The following is a 15,196-nucleotide window of genomic DNA, read 5'->3' on the forward strand; positions in this document are numbered from 1 at the left end:
TGCAGCCACGCAGGGCGTGGCTCTACGCCGGTACCCCATCACAAGGTCGGCAACACCTGCTTGATCTGATCGATGCCTTCCCACGGGTCCTGCTTCAATTTCCCGGCACGCTGCAATGCCTTGGGCAACGGGAACGCGTCGGCCGCGGTGATCCGCCCCAGCTCTTCCCAGCGTAACGGCACCGCTACCCCGGCCGATGGCCGCGCACGCAGCGACCATGAGCACACGCTGGTGGCGCCGCGTGCATTGCGCAGCCAATCGATGAAGATCACGCCACTGCGCTTGGCCTTGCTCATCGTGGCCACGTAACGGTCCGGTGCGTGCTCGGCCATGGCCTGGGCGAACGACTCGCAGAAATCCTTGGCCTGCGCCCAATCCGCCTTGGGCTTCAGCGGCACCACCACGTGCAGGCCCTTGCCGCCGGACAGGCGCACGAAGCTTTCCAGCCCGAGCTCCTGCAGGCGGTCACGCACATCCCGCGCTGCGGCCTTGATCGCTATCCAAGTCACGCCTTCACCCGGGTCCAGATCGAACACCAGCCGGTCGGGGTGTTCGGGGTCATCCACGGTGGCACCCCACGGGTGCAGCTCCAGGGTGTTCATCTGCACCAACTGCAGCAGACCTTCCGCATCTTCGATGTACAGGTAATCTTCGCGGCCGCTCTTCTGTTCCAGCGGGATGGCTTCCACCGCGTCGCCCAGGCCGGTGCCGTGGTGCTTCTGGAAGAAGCATTGCTTGTCCACGCCATCGGGGCAGCGCAGCAGTGAGAGCGGGCGGCGCGCGACTTCGGGCAGGATCCAGCGAGCCATCTGCCGGTAGTAATCGGCCACGTCGCCCTTGGTGAGCTTGGCCTTGGCGAAGACGACCCGCTCGGGGTGGGAGATGTTCACGCCGTCAGCGGTCCCGGCGGCCGTGGTGCTGGTGCGTGACTTGGCGGCTTTTGCCGGCGCGGTGTCGGCTGCCTTTGCCCTGCTGCGCGCCTTGGCAGAGGGTGGCGCGCCGGCAGCGCCCAGGTCCTTGGCAGTTTTGTCCTCGCGCAGTCGCTTGAAGCTGGCCTGGCGCAGCAGTCCTTCCTTGGCCCAGCCGCGGAACGCCACTTCGGCCACCAGCGTGGCTTTGACCCAGTGCACGCTGCTGGCCTTGAACGGGACATGCGAAGGCAGTTCAACGGCGGCCTTGTCGGTGTCCAGCGCCTTGAGCTGGCGGTGCATCGCGGCCAGCCTGGCGTCGTCGAAGCCGGTGCCGACGCGGCCCACGTAACGCAGGCCGCCGTTATCGGGGGTGGCCATCAGCAGCGAACCGAAGCCGCTGCGCGATCCCTTCGGGTCGGTGTAGCCCACCACCAGGAACTCATCGGTGTTCTCATGCTTCACCTTCACCCAGCTGGGCGAGCGCGCGTTGATGTACGGCGCGTCCACCCGCTTGCTGATGATGCCTTCAAAGCCCGCCTGTCCGCTGGCGTCGAAGACCGCCGGGCCGTGGTCGAGCACGTGTTCGCTGTAGGCCAGCGTGCCGGGCGTATCGCCCAGCAGTTCCTTCAACAGCGCCTTGCGGGCCAGCAACGGCGAGCGGCTGATATCCACACCGGCCACGCCGGGCATGTCGAACACCACGTAGCGCAGCGGCTGCCTGGCGGTGCCATCGATGACCTTCTGCAGGGCGGTGAAATCGCTGTGGCCCTGCGCATCCAGCACCACCAGTTCACCGTCAAGGCGCAGGTCGGTCACCGGCAGCGCTTCGATCGCCTGCACCACTTCGGGGAAGTCCCCGGTCCAGTTCAGACCGTTCCGGGAGCGCAGTGCCACGACGCCGTCGTTTACGTCGGCCAGCAGGCGGTAACCGTCCCACTTGATCTCGTGCAGCCAGGCATCGCCGTTCGGCGCGCTGTCGCGGTGGTCGGTAAGCTGTGGCTTGAAGGCGTGCGGGTAGGGTGTATTGCGTGCATGCTCCAGTGCCAGCGCGCGCTTGTTCCAGCGCGCGTCGGCATTGCGGCGTGCTGCGGGTTTGGTCGCCTGGCGCTTCGATGGAACTACGTCCTCCAGCAGCGCATCAGCGTCCGTGTCCCGCGCCTCTTCGTCATCGCGCTTGATCAGCAGCCACTGGTGCTGCTTGCCCTTCATGTTGGTGCGTACCAGCTTCCAGCCGCCCTTTAGCCTGCTCCCATGCAGCACGAAGTCGAGCTTGCCGGCGGCAATCGCCTCCAGCGGCTCGCCTTCGCAGGACCAGGTGCCGTGGTCGTATACGTCTACATGCCCGGCACCGTAGTGGCCTTCGGGAATATCGCCTTCAAAGGTGGCGTATGACAGCGGGTGATCTTCCACCTCCACCGCCAACCGCTTCTCGCCTACCCGCAACGACGGCCCTTTCGGCACCGCCCAGCTCTTCAGCACGCCGTCGGCCTCCAGACGGAAATCGTAATGGCGCGAACTGGCGTGGTGCAGCTGCACCACGAAGATCGGGCGGCGCGCGGCGGCACCACGGCGCGCGTCATCGGGTTCGGGGGTTTCACCGATGCGGCGCTTGCGCCGGTATTCCTGCAGCGACATGAGCGCTTACCCGGCCTTGCGCGCAGGCGCACGCGTGGTGGTTTTCTTCGTGGCCTTGGTGGCCTTGGTCGCGGTCTTCGTCGTCTTGCCCGCAGCCTTGGCGGCCTTGGTGGTCTTCGCAGCCTTCCTGGCAGGCGCTGCCTTCTTCACCACCTTCGACACTGCCGCGCTCTTCTTGGCCGGCGTGCGCTTCTTCGCATCCAGGCTCTTCTGCAGCAGCGACATGAAGTCCACCACATTGGTGGTGGCATCGTGCGGCGTGGCCGGTTCGTCTTCCACCCTGGTGGTGCCACCCTTCTCCTTGATGCGCTTGGTGAGCACGGCCTGCAGGCGTTCGCGGAATTCATCGTGGTAGTCGTCGGGCTTCCATTGGCCCGACATCGATTCGATGAGCTGCTCGGCCATCTGCGTTTCCTTGCTGCTGATCCGGTAGTCGGACAGCGAGCCGGTGGGCAGTTTGTGTTCTTCCGGGTCCACCAGCTCCTGCGGGTAGCGCAGGATCAGCAGCACCAGGGCATGTTCCTGCGGCATCACCGCGCACAGGTACTCGCGGGTGCGCACCACCACGCGCGCAATGCCCACCTTGCCGGTGCTGCGCAGGGTTTCGCGCAGCAGCACGTAGCCTTTCTCGGCCTTCTTGCCGGGCACCAGCACATACGGCTTTTCGAAGTAGCGCGGGTCAATCTGGCTGGCATCGACGAAGCTTTCCACTTCCACCGTTTCATGGCTTTCCGGCGCGGCGGATTTGATGTCGCTCTCGTCCAGCACGACATAGCTGCCCTTGTCGTACTCGTAGGCTTTGACGATATCCTTCCACGGCACTTCTTCGCCGGTATCGGCGTTGACCCGTTCGAAGCGGATCGGCTTGCGGTCACGCGAATCGAGCATGCGGAAACTGAGGTCGGTCTTGCGCTCGCCCGACATCAGCGACACCGGCACATTCAGCAGCCCGAATGACAGCGTTCCGGTCCAGATCGGTCGGGCCATGGCGGCGCCACTCCAGTGCAAAGCGGGACGCCACCTGTACCGCCACAGGCGTGAAACGGCTGTGTCCGGCCCGTGCAGGCCGCTTGCACGGCCTTACTGCAGCAGGCCGTGCACCGCTGCAGCGGGCATGTGGTCCAGCGCCAGCCAGGCGTCTTCGACGATGGCGCGGGCCTGCGGCCAGCCCAAGCGCGATTGCCCGCGCATCTGTTCCCAGTGCTCGGCCAGTTCGCCGTTGGTGTCGTCGTCGTTGCCACGCGGCCAATCGGCGTAATGCGTGGTCAGCGCGAAGGCATACGCGGGGTACAGATCCTTCCAGCTGCGCCGACCCTGACTGCGGCGGCGTTCGTAGTCACTGCGCATGTACTGCAGGTAATCCTGCGCCACGGCTTCCGGCTCCTCGGCGCGCGGGCGGCGGCCGCGGCGCGCGTTCCGGTCCGGCTGCAGGTAGGTGTTGAACAGCGCGGGTGCGGCACGGCGGTCCAGGCGGGGCATGGCACGTCTCCGGCAGGAGTGGGGCTGGCAGGAATAGCCCCGGCGCCGTTAGCCAGCCGTGACAGATCTGTTGAGACCGCCCGGTTTGGCTTCACGTCGGCCTCCCCTCAGGGGTGCGTACATTCCAGCCATCCCCCTACGGAGACACCCCCCATGCAACGCGATCCCCTGCGCGAAGCCACTACCCCGGTTCCCGGTGAGCAGCGCGCCAAGCACGACCTGCAGAACGAAGAAGACCGGGGCGCGGGCATGTCGCCCTCCGAGGCGCCTGAGCACATGCGCACCGGTGTCGACCCGGTGCACGCCTCCCGCGACCGCAAGGACCCGGCCGCCGCGCCGCGTCCAGGCGGGGAGGAAGAGCTCGAGCACCAACGCCGCGCACGCAAGGCGCACGAGAGCGACAACCAGGATGAGGCGCTGGAGGAAACGTTCCCCGCCAGCGACCCGACTTCGCCGTTCGTGCCGGCCAAGATTCCCAAGTGAATGGGCGGGCTATTGCCACGCCCACTGCACGCCCACGCCATACCGCCGGTCCGGCCCCGGCTCGAAGAACCGCTGGTTGCCGTCGTTGACGATCACCGAACCGACATAGCGCTGGTCCAACACGTTGTCCACCCGTGCAAACACCCGCAACGCGCCCTGCGCGGTGGTCCACTTGCGCGCCGCTTCCAGGTTGAACAGGGCATACCCCGGCGCCGTGTCGGTGGCCAGATCGTTCACCACCGTATCGCTGGAGGCCACCACCTCCCCGGCCCATTGCCACGCCCCGGGCTGGTACTGCAGCCGCCCGAACCACTGCTGCTCCGGCACGCCCGGCAGCCGTGCGCCGGCCGCCACCACGGTGCTCGGGGTCGCGCAGCCCGTACCGGCACAGACCAGGTAGGGCTCGCGCACCGTGGCTTCCAGGTAGGTGTAGGACAGCGTGGCCTCCAGCGCCGGGGTAATCGGCACCTGCAGGCTGGCTTCCACGCCCTGGCGGCGGGTCCTGCCGATGTTGCGGTAGGTGCTGCGCCCGTTGGTATTGCTGGCCACGGCCAGCTCGTCATCGGTATCGGCGCGGAACACCGCCGCGTCGAAGGCCGCGCCGCCCTCGCCACGCCACTTCCCGCCCAGCTCCAGGTTCTGGCTGCGCGCGGCAGAGAGGTTCAGCGCCAACCCGGCCGCGCCATCCGCGCGGTAGCCCAGCTCGTTGAAGGTGGGCGTTTCAAACCCGCGCCCGGCCGAGGCGTACACCCGCCAGGCATCGCTGGCGTGGAACACCACCCCGGCCACCGGCGTGGTGGCCGAGTAGTCGCGCGAGCCGCTGTCATCCGGGTTGCGCGCGGTGATGTAGTGGTCGTTGGAGCGGAACCGCACCTCGCTGTGGCGCACCCCCAGCAGCAGCGACCAGCGGGGCGCCCACTGCCAGAAGGCCTGTGCGAACTGGTCCACGTTGCGCACGCGGTCGCTCTGGTCGCGCCGCAGTGCCCCGCGCACGCCCAGCGTATCGCCCACGAAATTCTCGTAACCGCGCCGATCCTGCTGTTGTTGGTCGGCATTGGCGCCGATCACCACTTCCAGCGGCCGCCCGGCCCAATTCCCCTGCCAGGCCCAGCGCAGGTCCAACCCGCCGTAGCCGCCCTCCAGGTCGATCACCCCGCCGGCATGCAGCGGGTTGGCCTGCGGCCCCGGCGGAATGGCCAGGAACTGCTCCACGCTGCGCTGCCCGGCATAGCCCATCGCCCGCCAGGTCTGGCTGCCCTCGGTGCGGGTGAAGACCAGCCCCGCCTGGGCCTGGCGCACCGATTTGCGGGTGTTGTACTGGGTGGCCACCGCCGTGGCCTGGCGCGGGTCCTGCCGCACCTGCTCGCGGGTGAGCCCCAGCGGGTCCTGCGCATCGGGTGAATCGAAGTAGTTCAGCACCAGGTCCAGCTGGCCGCCGCCCACCTCGGTGCCCAGCCGCGCGTTCACCGATTCACGCCGCGCCGCGCTGTGGTCGCGCCAGCCGTCGGTGCGGAAATGGTTGGCCGCCACGTTGTAGCGCACCGGGCCCTGCTCGCCGCGCAGCTGCGCGCCGGTGCTGAGCGTACCGTCGCTGCCGCCGGCCACACGCAGCCGCCACGGGTCGCCGGCCTGGCCATCGGCGCTCCACACCTGCACCACGCCGCCAGAGGAATTGCCGTACAGCGTCGAGAACGGCCCGCGCAGCACCTCCACGCGCTGGGCCGAGAGCAGGCTGGCGTGGGAGAGCTGGCCCTGCCCGTCGGGCATGGTGGCCGGCACCCCGTCCACCAGCACCCGCACCCCGCGCACCCCGAAGGTGGACCGCGCCCCGAAGCCGCGGATGGAGAGCTGGGTGTCCTGGGCCAGGTTCTGGCGGTCGCGGGCGACCACGCCGGGTACCCCGCTCAATGCGTCAGCGATCTGGGCCAGGTTGCCGTTGGCATCGTCATCCAGCCACACGGTGCTGAGCGAAGCCGGCAGGTCCACATCGGCCACCTGCTGGCCGCGCGCGGCCTGCACCTGAACCGTGGGCAGCCGCTCGATCGGAGCAGGGGAAACGGGGGCGGCCTGGGCCTGTGCCGGGTTCGGCAGGGCGGTGGCCGAAAGCAGCGCACAACCGATGGCCAGCGGGGTAAGACGGAACGTGCGCAGAGGGGCTTCTCCGGAAAAGGGGCACCGCACGACAGGGTACGGCTCCGAGCGTGACGGCAGGCACCGCGCCCACGCCAATGCTTTGTTACGATGAGTTAGTTTCGCGCCAACCTCCCCCATCCGTCATCCGAATGAGTACCGCCGTGTCCTTCTTTGCAAATGTGGAACTGGTCCCGGGCGACCCGATCCTGGGCCTGACCGAGGCATACAACGCCGACAGCCGCCCCACCAAGGTCAACCTGGGCGTGGGCATCTATTACGACGAAAGCGGCCGCATTCCGCTGCTTCGCGCCGTCAAGCAGATCGAGCAGCAGTTGGCCAACGAGGCCAAACCGCGCGGCTACCTGCCCATCGATGGCCTGCCCGCCTACAACCAGGCCACCCGCGAACTGGTCTTCGGCAAAGATTCGCCGCTGCTGGCCGCTGGCCGCGTGTCCACCGCGCAGACCGTGGGCGGCAGTGGCGCCCTGCGCGTTGGCGCAGACCTGCTGCACCGCCTGCTGCCGCACGCCACCATCGCCATCAGCAACCCCAGCTGGGAAAACCACCGCGCCGTGTTCGGTGCGGCCGGCTTTGACGTGGTGGAGTACGCCTACTTCGACCCGACCACCCACGGCGTGAACTTCGACGCCATGCTGGCCGACCTCAACACGCTGCAGCCGGGCACCGTGGTGCTGCTGCACGCCTGCTGCCACAACCCCACCGGCGCCGACCTCACCGTGGCCCAGTGGAAGCAGGTGGCGCAGCTGCTGAAGGAACGCAAGCTGTTCCCGTTCATCGACATGGCCTACCAGGGCTTCGACAAGGGCATCGACGCAGACGGCGCCGCCGTGCGCATCATCGCCGAGGCCGGCATCGACAGCTTCGTGGTCGCCAACTCGTACTCCAAGTCGTTCTCGCTGTACGGCGAGCGCGTGGGCGCGCTGTCGGTGGTGGCCCCGGATGCGAACGCCGCCAAGGCCGTGCAGTCGCAGGTCAAGCGCATCATCCGCACCATCTATTCCAGCCCCTCCACCCACGGCGCGGCCCTGGTGGCCGGCGTGCTGACCAGCCCCGAGCTGCGCCAGCTGTGGGAGCAGGAACTGACCGAAATGCGCGAGCGCATCCACGCCCTGCGCCACGGCCTGGTGGACAAGCTGGTGGCCGCCGGTGCACCGGAGTTCGCCTTCATCAACGACCAGGCCGGCATGTTCTCGTATTCGGGCCTGAGCCGCCCGCAGGTGGACCGCCTGCGCGACGAGTACGGCATCTACGCCGTCGGCACCGGCCGCATCTGCGTGGCCGCGCTGAACCAGGGCAACCTGGAATACGTGGCCAAGGCCGTGTCGACCGTCGCCAAGGGCTGATGCAGCACGTAGATGTGTCCCACAACGGCCGCCCAGTGCGGCCGTTGTTCGTTCCGGCGACACACCCACCGGTAGCGCCGGCCGTTGGCCGGCCCACACGATGCCGGCCGAAAGCCGATAACTCCCTGTAACCGCTTACGTGTCCGCTTACCTCGTAATGCCTTGCCGAACGGGCCACAATACGGCCCCCGAAATGTCTTTGGCAGCCATTCCATGTCCCGTACGTCGCTTACCCGGTACCTGATCGAAGAGCAGCACGCAGGCCGCATCAACGCCGACCTGCGCCAGCTCATCGCGGTGGTGGGCCGCGCCTGCACCAACATCTCCATCGCGGTCAGCAAGGGTGCCCTGGGCGGCGTGCTCGGCGATGCCGGCACCGGCAACGTGCAGGGCGAAGCGCAGAAGAAGCTCGACGTCATCAGCAACGAGATCCTGCTCGAAGCCAACGCCTGGGGCGGCCACCTTGCCGCCTGCGCCTCCGAGGAAATGGACCACTCCCAGCCCGTGCCGGATACCTACCCGCGCGGCGACTTCCTGCTCCTGTTCGACCCCCTCGATGGCAGCTCCAACATCGACGTGAACGTCTCGGTCGGCACCATCTTCTCCGTACTGCGCAGCCCGGCCGGCACCGAACAGCCCACCGACGAAAGCTTCCTGCAGGCGGGCACCGCCCAGATCGCCGCCGGCTACTGCATCTACGGCCCCAGCACCCAGATGGTGCTCACCACCGGCCACGGCACCCACGCCTTCACCCTGGACCGTGAAACCGGCGAATTCGTGCTTACCCAGCGCGGCATGCAGATTCCCGAAGACACCCAGGAATTCGCCATCAACATGTCCAACCAGCGCCACTGGGAAGCCCCCATGCAGGGCTACGTGCAGGACCTGCTGGCCGGCAAGGAAGGCGCGCGCAGCAAGAACTTCAACATGCGCTGGATTGCCAGCATGGTGGCCGACGTGCACCGCATCCTTACCCGTGGCGGCATCTTCATCTACCCGTGGGACAAGAAGGACCCCAGCAAGGCCGGCAAGCTGCGCCTGATGTACGAAGCCAACCCCATGGGCCTGCTGGTGGAACAGGCCGGCGGCGCCGCCACCACCGGCCGCGAGCGCATCCTGGACATCCAGCCCAACCACCTGCACCAGCGCGTGCCGGTGTTCCTCGGCTCCCGCAACGAAGTGGTCGAAGCCACCCGCTACCACCGCGAGCACGACGCCGCGAACGCCTGATAATGCGCCGTAGAGCCGGGCTCTGCCCGGCTGCTCTCACCACGCGCGACCATATGCGACCCCGTTCCCCATAATGGCAACGGGGTGACACCCGCACCAACACAGGTCACCATCGGGCTCAAATGCCCACGGATGACCCCATGCAGGCCGAAACCCCGCTCGACTTCATCGAAGTAATCCACAACGCCATCCCGGTTGAGACCTGTGCCGCAATTCAGGCGCAAATGCGCTCCAGCGCCCAGCTCCAACCCGGCGAAGTAGGCAGCGGCGTGTTCCCGGAGCTCAAGCACAGCAAGGATCTGCGCATCAGTGGGCGGCCCGAGTGGCGCCAGGTCGAAATGCAGCTGCAACAGGCAGTATTCAGCGGCGTTTTGAGTTATCTACGCCGTTATCCACAGGCGCTGATCTCCCCGCTCATGTTGCAGGTGCAAGACACCGATGGCACGGCACGCCGGCTGAAAGCCGAAGATTTTCCGGGCATGGACGACAACGCCCTGTCCGGACTGGCCCGTACGTGCCTGCGCCCGGGGGCGATCAACCTGCAGTGGTATGCGGCGGGCGAGGGCGGTTACCCCTATTGGCACTGCGAGCTGTACCCGCGCGACCCGGCCGGCGAAACCCTGCACCGGCACCTGCTGTGGACGCTGTACCTCAACGATGACTTCGAGGCGGGGGAAACCGAGTTCCTGTTCCAGGACCGCAAGGTGGCGCCGCGTACTGGCAGCCTGTTGATTGCGCCTACTGCTTTCACCCACACCCACCGGGGCAACCGCCCGCAGGGCGGGGACAAGTTCATTGCGACAAGCTGGATCCTGTTCCAGAGCGCGGAGAAGCTGTACGGGGGTGGGTGAGGCAAGGGCAGCGGCGACCACCTAGCACTCAACCTCCTGCGCCACCACAGAGAAGAACTGCTGGGCATCAGGGTGACTCGTAACCGCTTCAACGACGAATGCCACAGGGAGCTCCTGGGGACCGGAGGAATGCTCGTAAAGAAGTTCCAGGTGAGTCGTTTCAGCGAGCGTAATGATGTCCTGAATCGATAGGTCATGGACGACGACCGCGTTGCCGGCCGCTGTCTCCATGACGACCTGAACGGATTGGAGCTCAACACACTCAACTGGACGGTAGAAGACGACTACGCGCACGCTGCGTTTGCAGACCAGCTCCCCTTTGAGCGTGCTGTGGGAACAAACGGTGCCGTAGAGAATCTCTCGTGCGGCCTCAGCGTTTGCGTAGGATCTGTAAGAGCGGGATCCATAGCGGATCACGACGCTTGGCTGAGCCGCCTGCAAGAGGACCCTGGTGCTCACACCTATGGCTTCGTTGAGGCGATCGAGCGTACCGGTGATCAGTTCCAGAGCCGGTTTGTGTTCTCTACGGATCCGGCGCTGAAGGCGATCTTGTTGCACTGACCTGGAGTTGATCCAGCATGGCCGGACCTGTCCTGGTGATTGGAGGAGCTGGGTACATTGGTAGCCACATCGTACGTCACCTCTTGGCAGCAGATCGGGGCGTGTTGGTGGTCGATGACCTGAGCACTGGATCTCCTGACGGGGTTGCCGGATCACGCCTGTACACGTGTGATCTGTTTAGTCCAAAAATGCTATTAAAGATAATTGCCGAGCATGGAGTCGAAACGGTAGTTCATGCCGCGACGTCCCATCATGAGCCCCAACGATCACCTATTACCGTTGGTCGCTCAGAAGGCGCACCACCCTTGGCAGCCATCTTTGATGACATCGTCAGGGCTGGAGTCTCGAAGCTTGTGTTTACCTCGACCTGCGCGGTGTACGAACCTTCGCGGGTTGGGCGAACAGTGGATGAGAAGTTCACGACAGTACCGCTAAGCCAGTACGGCGCAGACAAGCTGGCCGTCGAGCGGCATCTGTTGAGCCTATCGTACGATGCTGGACTCAAATGCGTTTCGCTGCGGTGCTTCAATGTGGCCGGCGTACACCGTGGAGATGGATTCCTTGGATCTGCGGGAGATCCGTCGAGGCTGATAAACATGGCCTGTGAGGTTGCCACTGGCCGAAGAACGCTCGTGCCCGTATTCGTCTCGGACTGTCCCACGACGGACGGTACTTGGGTAAGGGACTACGTTCATGTGGATGATGTCGCCAGGGCGCATGTCAATGCAGTGTCTTATCTTGATGATGGAGGCCCTTCGATCGTCTTGAACTGCGGGTCCGGACACGGCCACTCGGTTCTTGAGGTTCTCGGGGCTGTAGAGGGCGAGGCCGTTGTACCCATCCCAAAGAGCCTGCTCCCGCGTAGGTGGGGGAAGGTTCCATTTATGGTTGCGGACATCCGGCTGATTCAGGAGACCCTTGGCTGGGCTCCGCGGCGTGACTCCCTCGTCTCCATCATTCGCGACTCGCTCGCGTACGGGCGCACTATTTGAGTGATGACGCCTTGTCCAAGCCGGCGCCATCAAGCTGCAGGCGTACGCGGCAGGGGGGCCGTTACCCTTATCGGCACTTCGAGCTGTACCCACGCGACCCAGTCGGGGAAGCCCTGCCCCGGCACCTGGCATGGACGCTCCAACGCAACAACGAGTTCGAGCTCGGGGAAACTAGTCGGAGGCAGGCAAGTTCATTGCGACAAGCTGGATGCTGTTCCAGAACGCGGAGAAGCTTTACGGGGGTGGGTGAGATCTGTGGTGTGGTTCACAGGGAAACACCATTCGGAATGCTGCAACGGGGCGGACGCGTCAATCAGTAGGCTGTGCCTACTGAAATTGAAAATCCAACAGAAACAATCGCTTTGTGTTGGTCGACCTTCGTCTGCAATGTGGGCGCCGGAGCTCAAAAACTCCACAAGACGCAATATCCGGATGCCCCATGTCGGGAGGGTGGCTAATACAACACCCTCAATGGGGGAATACGCCCGCCGTTGTCTTGTACGGTTTTTGACCTCCCGACGCCCTCGCCCTAATCGGCGAGGGCCATTCCCCGTTGGAGGCAAACCATGAAGAATGATCCGGCCCAGCCGACTGAAGACCAACCCGTCCCGCGCGAAAGGTGGACGCAGTACAGCCAGATAAACAACGTACGCGCCGTGCCGCAGATCGGCGAGCGGGACCGGGACCACTTTGGCCCCGTCCCCTTTGTGATGCTGCGCGGCACCTGGCTGCGCAAGTTCGGCTTTGAAGTGGGTGTCCATATAAGGATTGAAGTTGTCCACGGCCAGATCACCGTCAGGCCGCTGTGGAACGACGGCCAGTTCAACACCCAGGCCACGGCGGCAGACAAGCCCATCGTGTGGCGCGCGGAAGTGAAGGACCGCTAAGGCGCGAGGCTGGGCGGACTCACGCAGCGCGATGCAGTGGCGCCGCGTCAGCCCGTATGCTTCCATTGCCGAGCACGCATATCCGCGAGGACTCCACCATGCCACTAGCCCGCATTGACCTCCGCAAAGGCAAGACCGCCGCCTACCGGCAGCAGGTTGGCCAGGTGGTGTACGACGCCATGCTCAGCGTCGGAGTGCCCCAGGATGATCGATTCCAGATCATCCAGGAGCACGACACGGATGGACTCATCTATGACCCAGGCTACCTGGGCATTGCGCGCACCGATGACTTCATCTGCATCCAGGTCACCTGGAACGAGGGCCGCACGCTGGAGCAAACGCACTCAGGCATCTTCCAATAACCAGAAGCCGCCTATAGCGTGGTGCATTAGGGAGAGATGCGGGACCCGGTGCCAGCTTCCAGGTGCGCGGTTGATCCAGATGGACTGCGGGGTTGCTCCGAAGTAAATGGGCAACGAACGCGTTCAGGCTGCGCTACTTTCCGGTACCCGGCGGCTGCCCATCATCGGGTACGGAGCTGAGGTTCGTTCACATCAGTTGATCTATATTCCGCACCATGACACCGCATGGTGCGGTTGGGCTTGGAGGTCTGTATGAAAACCGGACATCTGCTGGGTATCACCCTGACCGCCGCAGCGCTGCTGGCGGTTGTTGCCCCCGCCTGGGCCGATCCGCCGCACCACGCGCAGGGCAAGGGCCCCCCCATCCACGCCGGTGGGCCCCACAACCGAGAAGCGCCACCGCCGGGATGGCAGAAGAAGGCATGGCGCCGCGGTGACCGGCTGCCCTGGGGTGAAGTGGACCGGCGCTACTGGGTAGACGATTACGCCCACTATCGCCTGCATGCGCCTGGCCGTGGTCATCGTTGGGTCCGGCAGTCCGATACCGAGTATCTGCTTGTGGAGATCGCCACCGGCGTGATCATCGACGCCTTGCATCGTTGAGGGTTCCCTCAGGGTCATTACCCGCATAGGCTTCCGTTACAGAACACGCCTATTCACACCTCCGTGAGAACCCCGCCATGCCGCTAGCCCGCATTGACCTCCGCAAGGGCAAGACCGCCGCCTACCGGCAGAAGGTTGGCCAGGTGGTGTACGACGCCATGCTCAGCGTCGGGGTGCCCCAGGATGATCGATTCCAGATCATCCAGGAGCACGACGCGGATGGACTCATCTATGACCCAGGCTACCTGGGCATTACGCGCACCGACGACTTCATCTGCATCCAGGTCACCTGGAACGAGGGCCGCACGCTGGAGCAGAAGAAGGACTTCTACAGCGCCGTCGCCCATGGCCTGCACGAAGCGGTGGGCATTCGCCTTGAGGATGTCTTCATCAACCTGGTGGAGGTAAAGCGCGAGAACTGGTCCTTCGGCCATGGACTGGCGCAGTATGCGATGTGACGCGTGTCAGGAACCTGTGCATGAGCTCTGGGAGTTCCTCCTGGGAGCGGCAAGGCTGTCCTACTTGTCGATGGGCATGGGAATCGGCGTCCCGAGAATCGCTCCTGTACTTGGGATGCAGCGTCGAGCTTCACGCGCACCTCCACCAGTGCCTATCTTGTTGAGCGGTATGCTCATGTCATATCGACGGATAAGGCTCATGCAGTTCTTGACCAAGGCACGTTCGAGCTGGCCGAAGAGCCACAAGGTTTGCCGGGAAAGTGTTTTCACCGCACCGCTTTGCTGGAGTTGATGTGCTGAAGTACCGGGCGCAATACCCCTCGAATACCCCTGGCCGCAGGGGAAGCTGGGGAGACAGCTGTAGACCTTCGCCCATTGCCTCGCTTGAGTACTCAAACAGAAGGCGTTGGCCATCGTCCGCAAGCCGTCCTGCAGGCCACTGCTCGCCCCATCCCTCGTAGATGACATCCAGTAGACGCACGGCCATTGATCATCTCCTGCTTACGCGTCTGCGCACGAGGTCCTTGGCGCGATTCATTTCGATCAGTTCGTCGATGGAATTCACCCCGATCTTGAACAGGTCTCCGAGGCCGCGCTCCAGGTGTAACGCTTGTGCGACCTTGATGATGGTGCTGAAGGCACAGTCGCCAGACCGCTCCAGGTTGCGGATGGTGCCGACCGAAACACCCACGCGTTCGGCCAGTTCGCCCTGCGTCATACGGCGGGCAATTCGGGCGAGCCGGATGCGCTCAGCGAACTCGGCCTCAATCTCTTTGGGGGTGGAGAGACTGAACTTCATACGTCGCTCCTTTATGGACCTGCTCCGGTCCGCCCAGGTTGATCTGCGCACTACGCAACTGAGCTTCGATTCTGATCCGCCCAGGTGACCGGAAGACGGTCATGGCGAGCCAACCAATCCGCAAGGTGCGGATCCAGCCACCGAACCAATGTCACGCTCTTGCCATGCTGCTCGCATAGGTCCGGCATCAACCAGAGCAGCGGCTCGTGATGGAAGACTCGATTGCGTAGTTCACGAACCTGGTTCAACGCGCTGGACACCTTGTGTCTCTGTCGCTGATCACGTGGGCATGCCGGAAATGCGCCCAATAGCTGCCTCCCTACCGCACCGATTGGACGGGTGCTAACCTTCGCTGTCGGGTCAATCCAGGCTAGCGCCGGGGGGTGAGTTCCCACCCAGCGCCGTCGACGCGTGGTGCGATGGCGATGATCAGGATCAGACCGCACTC

The 15,196-nt window shown here is 64.8% G+C and carries 15 protein-coding genes and 1 pseudogene; 11 read left to right on the top strand and 5 right to left on the bottom strand.

Going from position 1 to position 15,196, the window contains the following annotated elements; all coding sequences use genetic code 11:
* Positions 1-38 precede the first annotated feature (38 nt).
* The 3 genes from ligD to J7J08_RS06495 form a co-directional block, all read right to left on the bottom strand.
* Complete coding sequence (ligD, locus tag J7J08_RS06485) at positions 39-2,546, bottom strand: DNA ligase D (RefSeq protein WP_214902882.1); 2,508 nt, start codon at positions 2,544-2,546, stop codon at positions 39-41.
* 6 nt (positions 2,547-2,552) lie between these two features.
* Positions 2,553-3,533: a Ku protein gene (locus J7J08_RS06490; RefSeq protein WP_214902883.1), complete on the bottom strand. Its 981-nt coding sequence runs from the start codon at positions 3,531-3,533 to the stop codon at positions 2,553-2,555.
* Between the two features lie 93 nt (positions 3,534-3,626).
* Positions 3,627-4,025 carry a hypothetical protein gene (locus tag J7J08_RS06495; RefSeq protein WP_214902885.1) on the bottom strand — a complete coding sequence of 133 codons (399 nt, stop codon included), beginning with the start codon at positions 4,023-4,025 and terminating at the stop codon, positions 3,627-3,629.
* A gap of 153 nt (positions 4,026-4,178) precedes the next feature.
* On the opposite strand from J7J08_RS06495, the gene J7J08_RS06500 reads away from it, so the two are divergent.
* Positions 4,179-4,508, top strand: coding sequence for a hypothetical protein (locus J7J08_RS06500; protein WP_214902886.1), 330 nt, complete (start codon positions 4,179-4,181; stop codon positions 4,506-4,508).
* Positions 4,509-4,517: 9 nt separating this feature from the next.
* On the opposite strand, the gene J7J08_RS06505 is transcribed toward J7J08_RS06500, so the two are convergent.
* Positions 4,518-6,629 (bottom strand): TonB-dependent receptor, encoded by a 2,112-nt coding sequence (locus J7J08_RS06505; protein ID WP_343237712.1) that lies wholly within the window; start codon positions 6,627-6,629, stop codon positions 4,518-4,520.
* Between the two features lie 173 nt (positions 6,630-6,802).
* Here J7J08_RS06505 and J7J08_RS06510 point away from each other — a divergent pair, with 173 nt between their 5' ends.
* From J7J08_RS06510 to J7J08_RS06550, 10 genes and pseudogenes are all read left to right on the top strand, one after another.
* The gene (locus J7J08_RS06510; protein ID WP_214902888.1) at positions 6,803-8,005 is read left to right on the top strand and encodes an amino acid aminotransferase; all 1,203 of its coding nucleotides are present in this window, start codon (positions 6,803-6,805) and stop codon (positions 8,003-8,005) included.
* A gap of 213 nt (positions 8,006-8,218) precedes the next feature.
* Positions 8,219-9,235 (top strand): class 1 fructose-bisphosphatase, encoded by a 1,017-nt coding sequence (locus J7J08_RS06515; RefSeq protein WP_214902891.1) that lies wholly within the window; start codon positions 8,219-8,221, stop codon positions 9,233-9,235.
* A 140-nt stretch (positions 9,236-9,375) separates the two neighbouring features.
* A complete protein-coding gene (locus J7J08_RS06520) occupies positions 9,376-10,086 on the top strand; it encodes a 2OG-Fe(II) oxygenase (RefSeq protein WP_214902893.1) in 711 nt (236 codons plus the stop codon).
* Positions 10,087-10,281: 195 nt separating this feature from the next.
* Positions 10,282-10,647, top strand: a complete 366-nt coding sequence (locus tag J7J08_RS06525; protein ID WP_214902894.1) for a hypothetical protein — start codon at positions 10,282-10,284, stop codon at positions 10,645-10,647.
* Between the two features lie 17 nt (positions 10,648-10,664).
* The gene (locus J7J08_RS06530; RefSeq protein WP_214902897.1) at positions 10,665-11,639 is read left to right on the top strand and encodes an NAD-dependent epimerase/dehydratase family protein; all 975 of its coding nucleotides are present in this window, start codon (positions 10,665-10,667) and stop codon (positions 11,637-11,639) included.
* A gap of 56 nt (positions 11,640-11,695) precedes the next feature.
* Positions 11,696-11,889 (top strand): annotated as a pseudogene (locus J7J08_RS13365) (2OG-Fe(II) oxygenase); the annotation flags it as partial.
* 316 nt (positions 11,890-12,205) lie between these two features.
* Positions 12,206-12,526: a SymE family type I addiction module toxin gene (locus J7J08_RS06535; protein ID WP_214902899.1), complete on the top strand. Its 321-nt coding sequence runs from the start codon at positions 12,206-12,208 to the stop codon at positions 12,524-12,526.
* Between the two features lie 98 nt (positions 12,527-12,624).
* On the top strand, positions 12,625-12,888 hold the full coding sequence (locus J7J08_RS06540; protein ID WP_214902901.1) for a tautomerase family protein: 264 nt from the start codon (positions 12,625-12,627) through the stop codon (positions 12,886-12,888).
* A gap of 252 nt (positions 12,889-13,140) precedes the next feature.
* A complete protein-coding gene (locus J7J08_RS06545) occupies positions 13,141-13,491 on the top strand; it encodes an RcnB family protein (RefSeq protein ID WP_214902904.1) in 351 nt (116 codons plus the stop codon).
* Between the two features lie 77 nt (positions 13,492-13,568).
* Positions 13,569-13,949, top strand: coding sequence for a tautomerase family protein (locus tag J7J08_RS06550; protein ID WP_214902907.1), 381 nt, complete (start codon positions 13,569-13,571; stop codon positions 13,947-13,949).
* 490 nt (positions 13,950-14,439) lie between these two features.
* On the opposite strand, the gene J7J08_RS06560 is transcribed toward J7J08_RS06550, so the two are convergent.
* Complete coding sequence (locus J7J08_RS06560) at positions 14,440-14,748, bottom strand: helix-turn-helix transcriptional regulator (protein WP_214902912.1); 309 nt, start codon at positions 14,746-14,748, stop codon at positions 14,440-14,442.
* Between the last annotated feature and the right edge of the window lie 448 nt (positions 14,749-15,196).

Origin of the sequence: Stenotrophomonas sp. ISL-67 (genome assembly GCF_018612915.1) — a bacterium.
GTDB lineage: Bacteria > Pseudomonadota > Gammaproteobacteria > Xanthomonadales > Xanthomonadaceae > Stenotrophomonas.

What these genes read in the sequence shown, in the direction of transcription:
- J7J08_RS06530 (WP_214902897.1), top strand. Translation starts at nt 10,665, where the DNA reads ATGGCCGGACCTGTCCTGGTGATTGGAGGAGCTGGGTACATTGGTAGC.
- J7J08_RS06495 (WP_214902885.1), bottom strand. Translation starts at nt 4,025, where the DNA reads ATGCCCCGCCTGGACCGCCGTGCCGCACCCGCGCTGTTCAACACCTAC.
- J7J08_RS06560 (WP_214902912.1), bottom strand. Translation starts at nt 14,748, where the DNA reads ATGAAGTTCAGTCTCTCCACCCCCAAAGAGATTGAGGCCGAGTTCGCT.
- ligD (WP_214902882.1), bottom strand. Translation starts at nt 2,546, where the DNA reads ATGTCGCTGCAGGAATACCGGCGCAAGCGCCGCATCGGTGAAACCCCC.
- J7J08_RS06540 (WP_214902901.1), top strand. Translation starts at nt 12,625, where the DNA reads ATGCCACTAGCCCGCATTGACCTCCGCAAAGGCAAGACCGCCGCCTAC.
- J7J08_RS06490 (WP_214902883.1), bottom strand. Translation starts at nt 3,533, where the DNA reads ATGGCCCGACCGATCTGGACCGGAACGCTGTCATTCGGGCTGCTGAAT.
- J7J08_RS06520 (WP_214902893.1), top strand. Translation starts at nt 9,376, where the DNA reads ATGCAGGCCGAAACCCCGCTCGACTTCATCGAAGTAATCCACAACGCC.
- J7J08_RS06525 (WP_214902894.1), top strand. Translation starts at nt 10,282, where the DNA reads ATGGACGACGACCGCGTTGCCGGCCGCTGTCTCCATGACGACCTGAAC.
- J7J08_RS06500 (WP_214902886.1), top strand. Translation starts at nt 4,179, where the DNA reads ATGCAACGCGATCCCCTGCGCGAAGCCACTACCCCGGTTCCCGGTGAG.
- J7J08_RS06515 (WP_214902891.1), top strand. Translation starts at nt 8,219, where the DNA reads ATGTCCCGTACGTCGCTTACCCGGTACCTGATCGAAGAGCAGCACGCA.
- J7J08_RS06545 (WP_214902904.1), top strand. Translation starts at nt 13,141, where the DNA reads ATGAAAACCGGACATCTGCTGGGTATCACCCTGACCGCCGCAGCGCTG.
- J7J08_RS06550 (WP_214902907.1), top strand. Translation starts at nt 13,569, where the DNA reads ATGCCGCTAGCCCGCATTGACCTCCGCAAGGGCAAGACCGCCGCCTAC.
- J7J08_RS06535 (WP_214902899.1), top strand. Translation starts at nt 12,206, where the DNA reads ATGAAGAATGATCCGGCCCAGCCGACTGAAGACCAACCCGTCCCGCGC.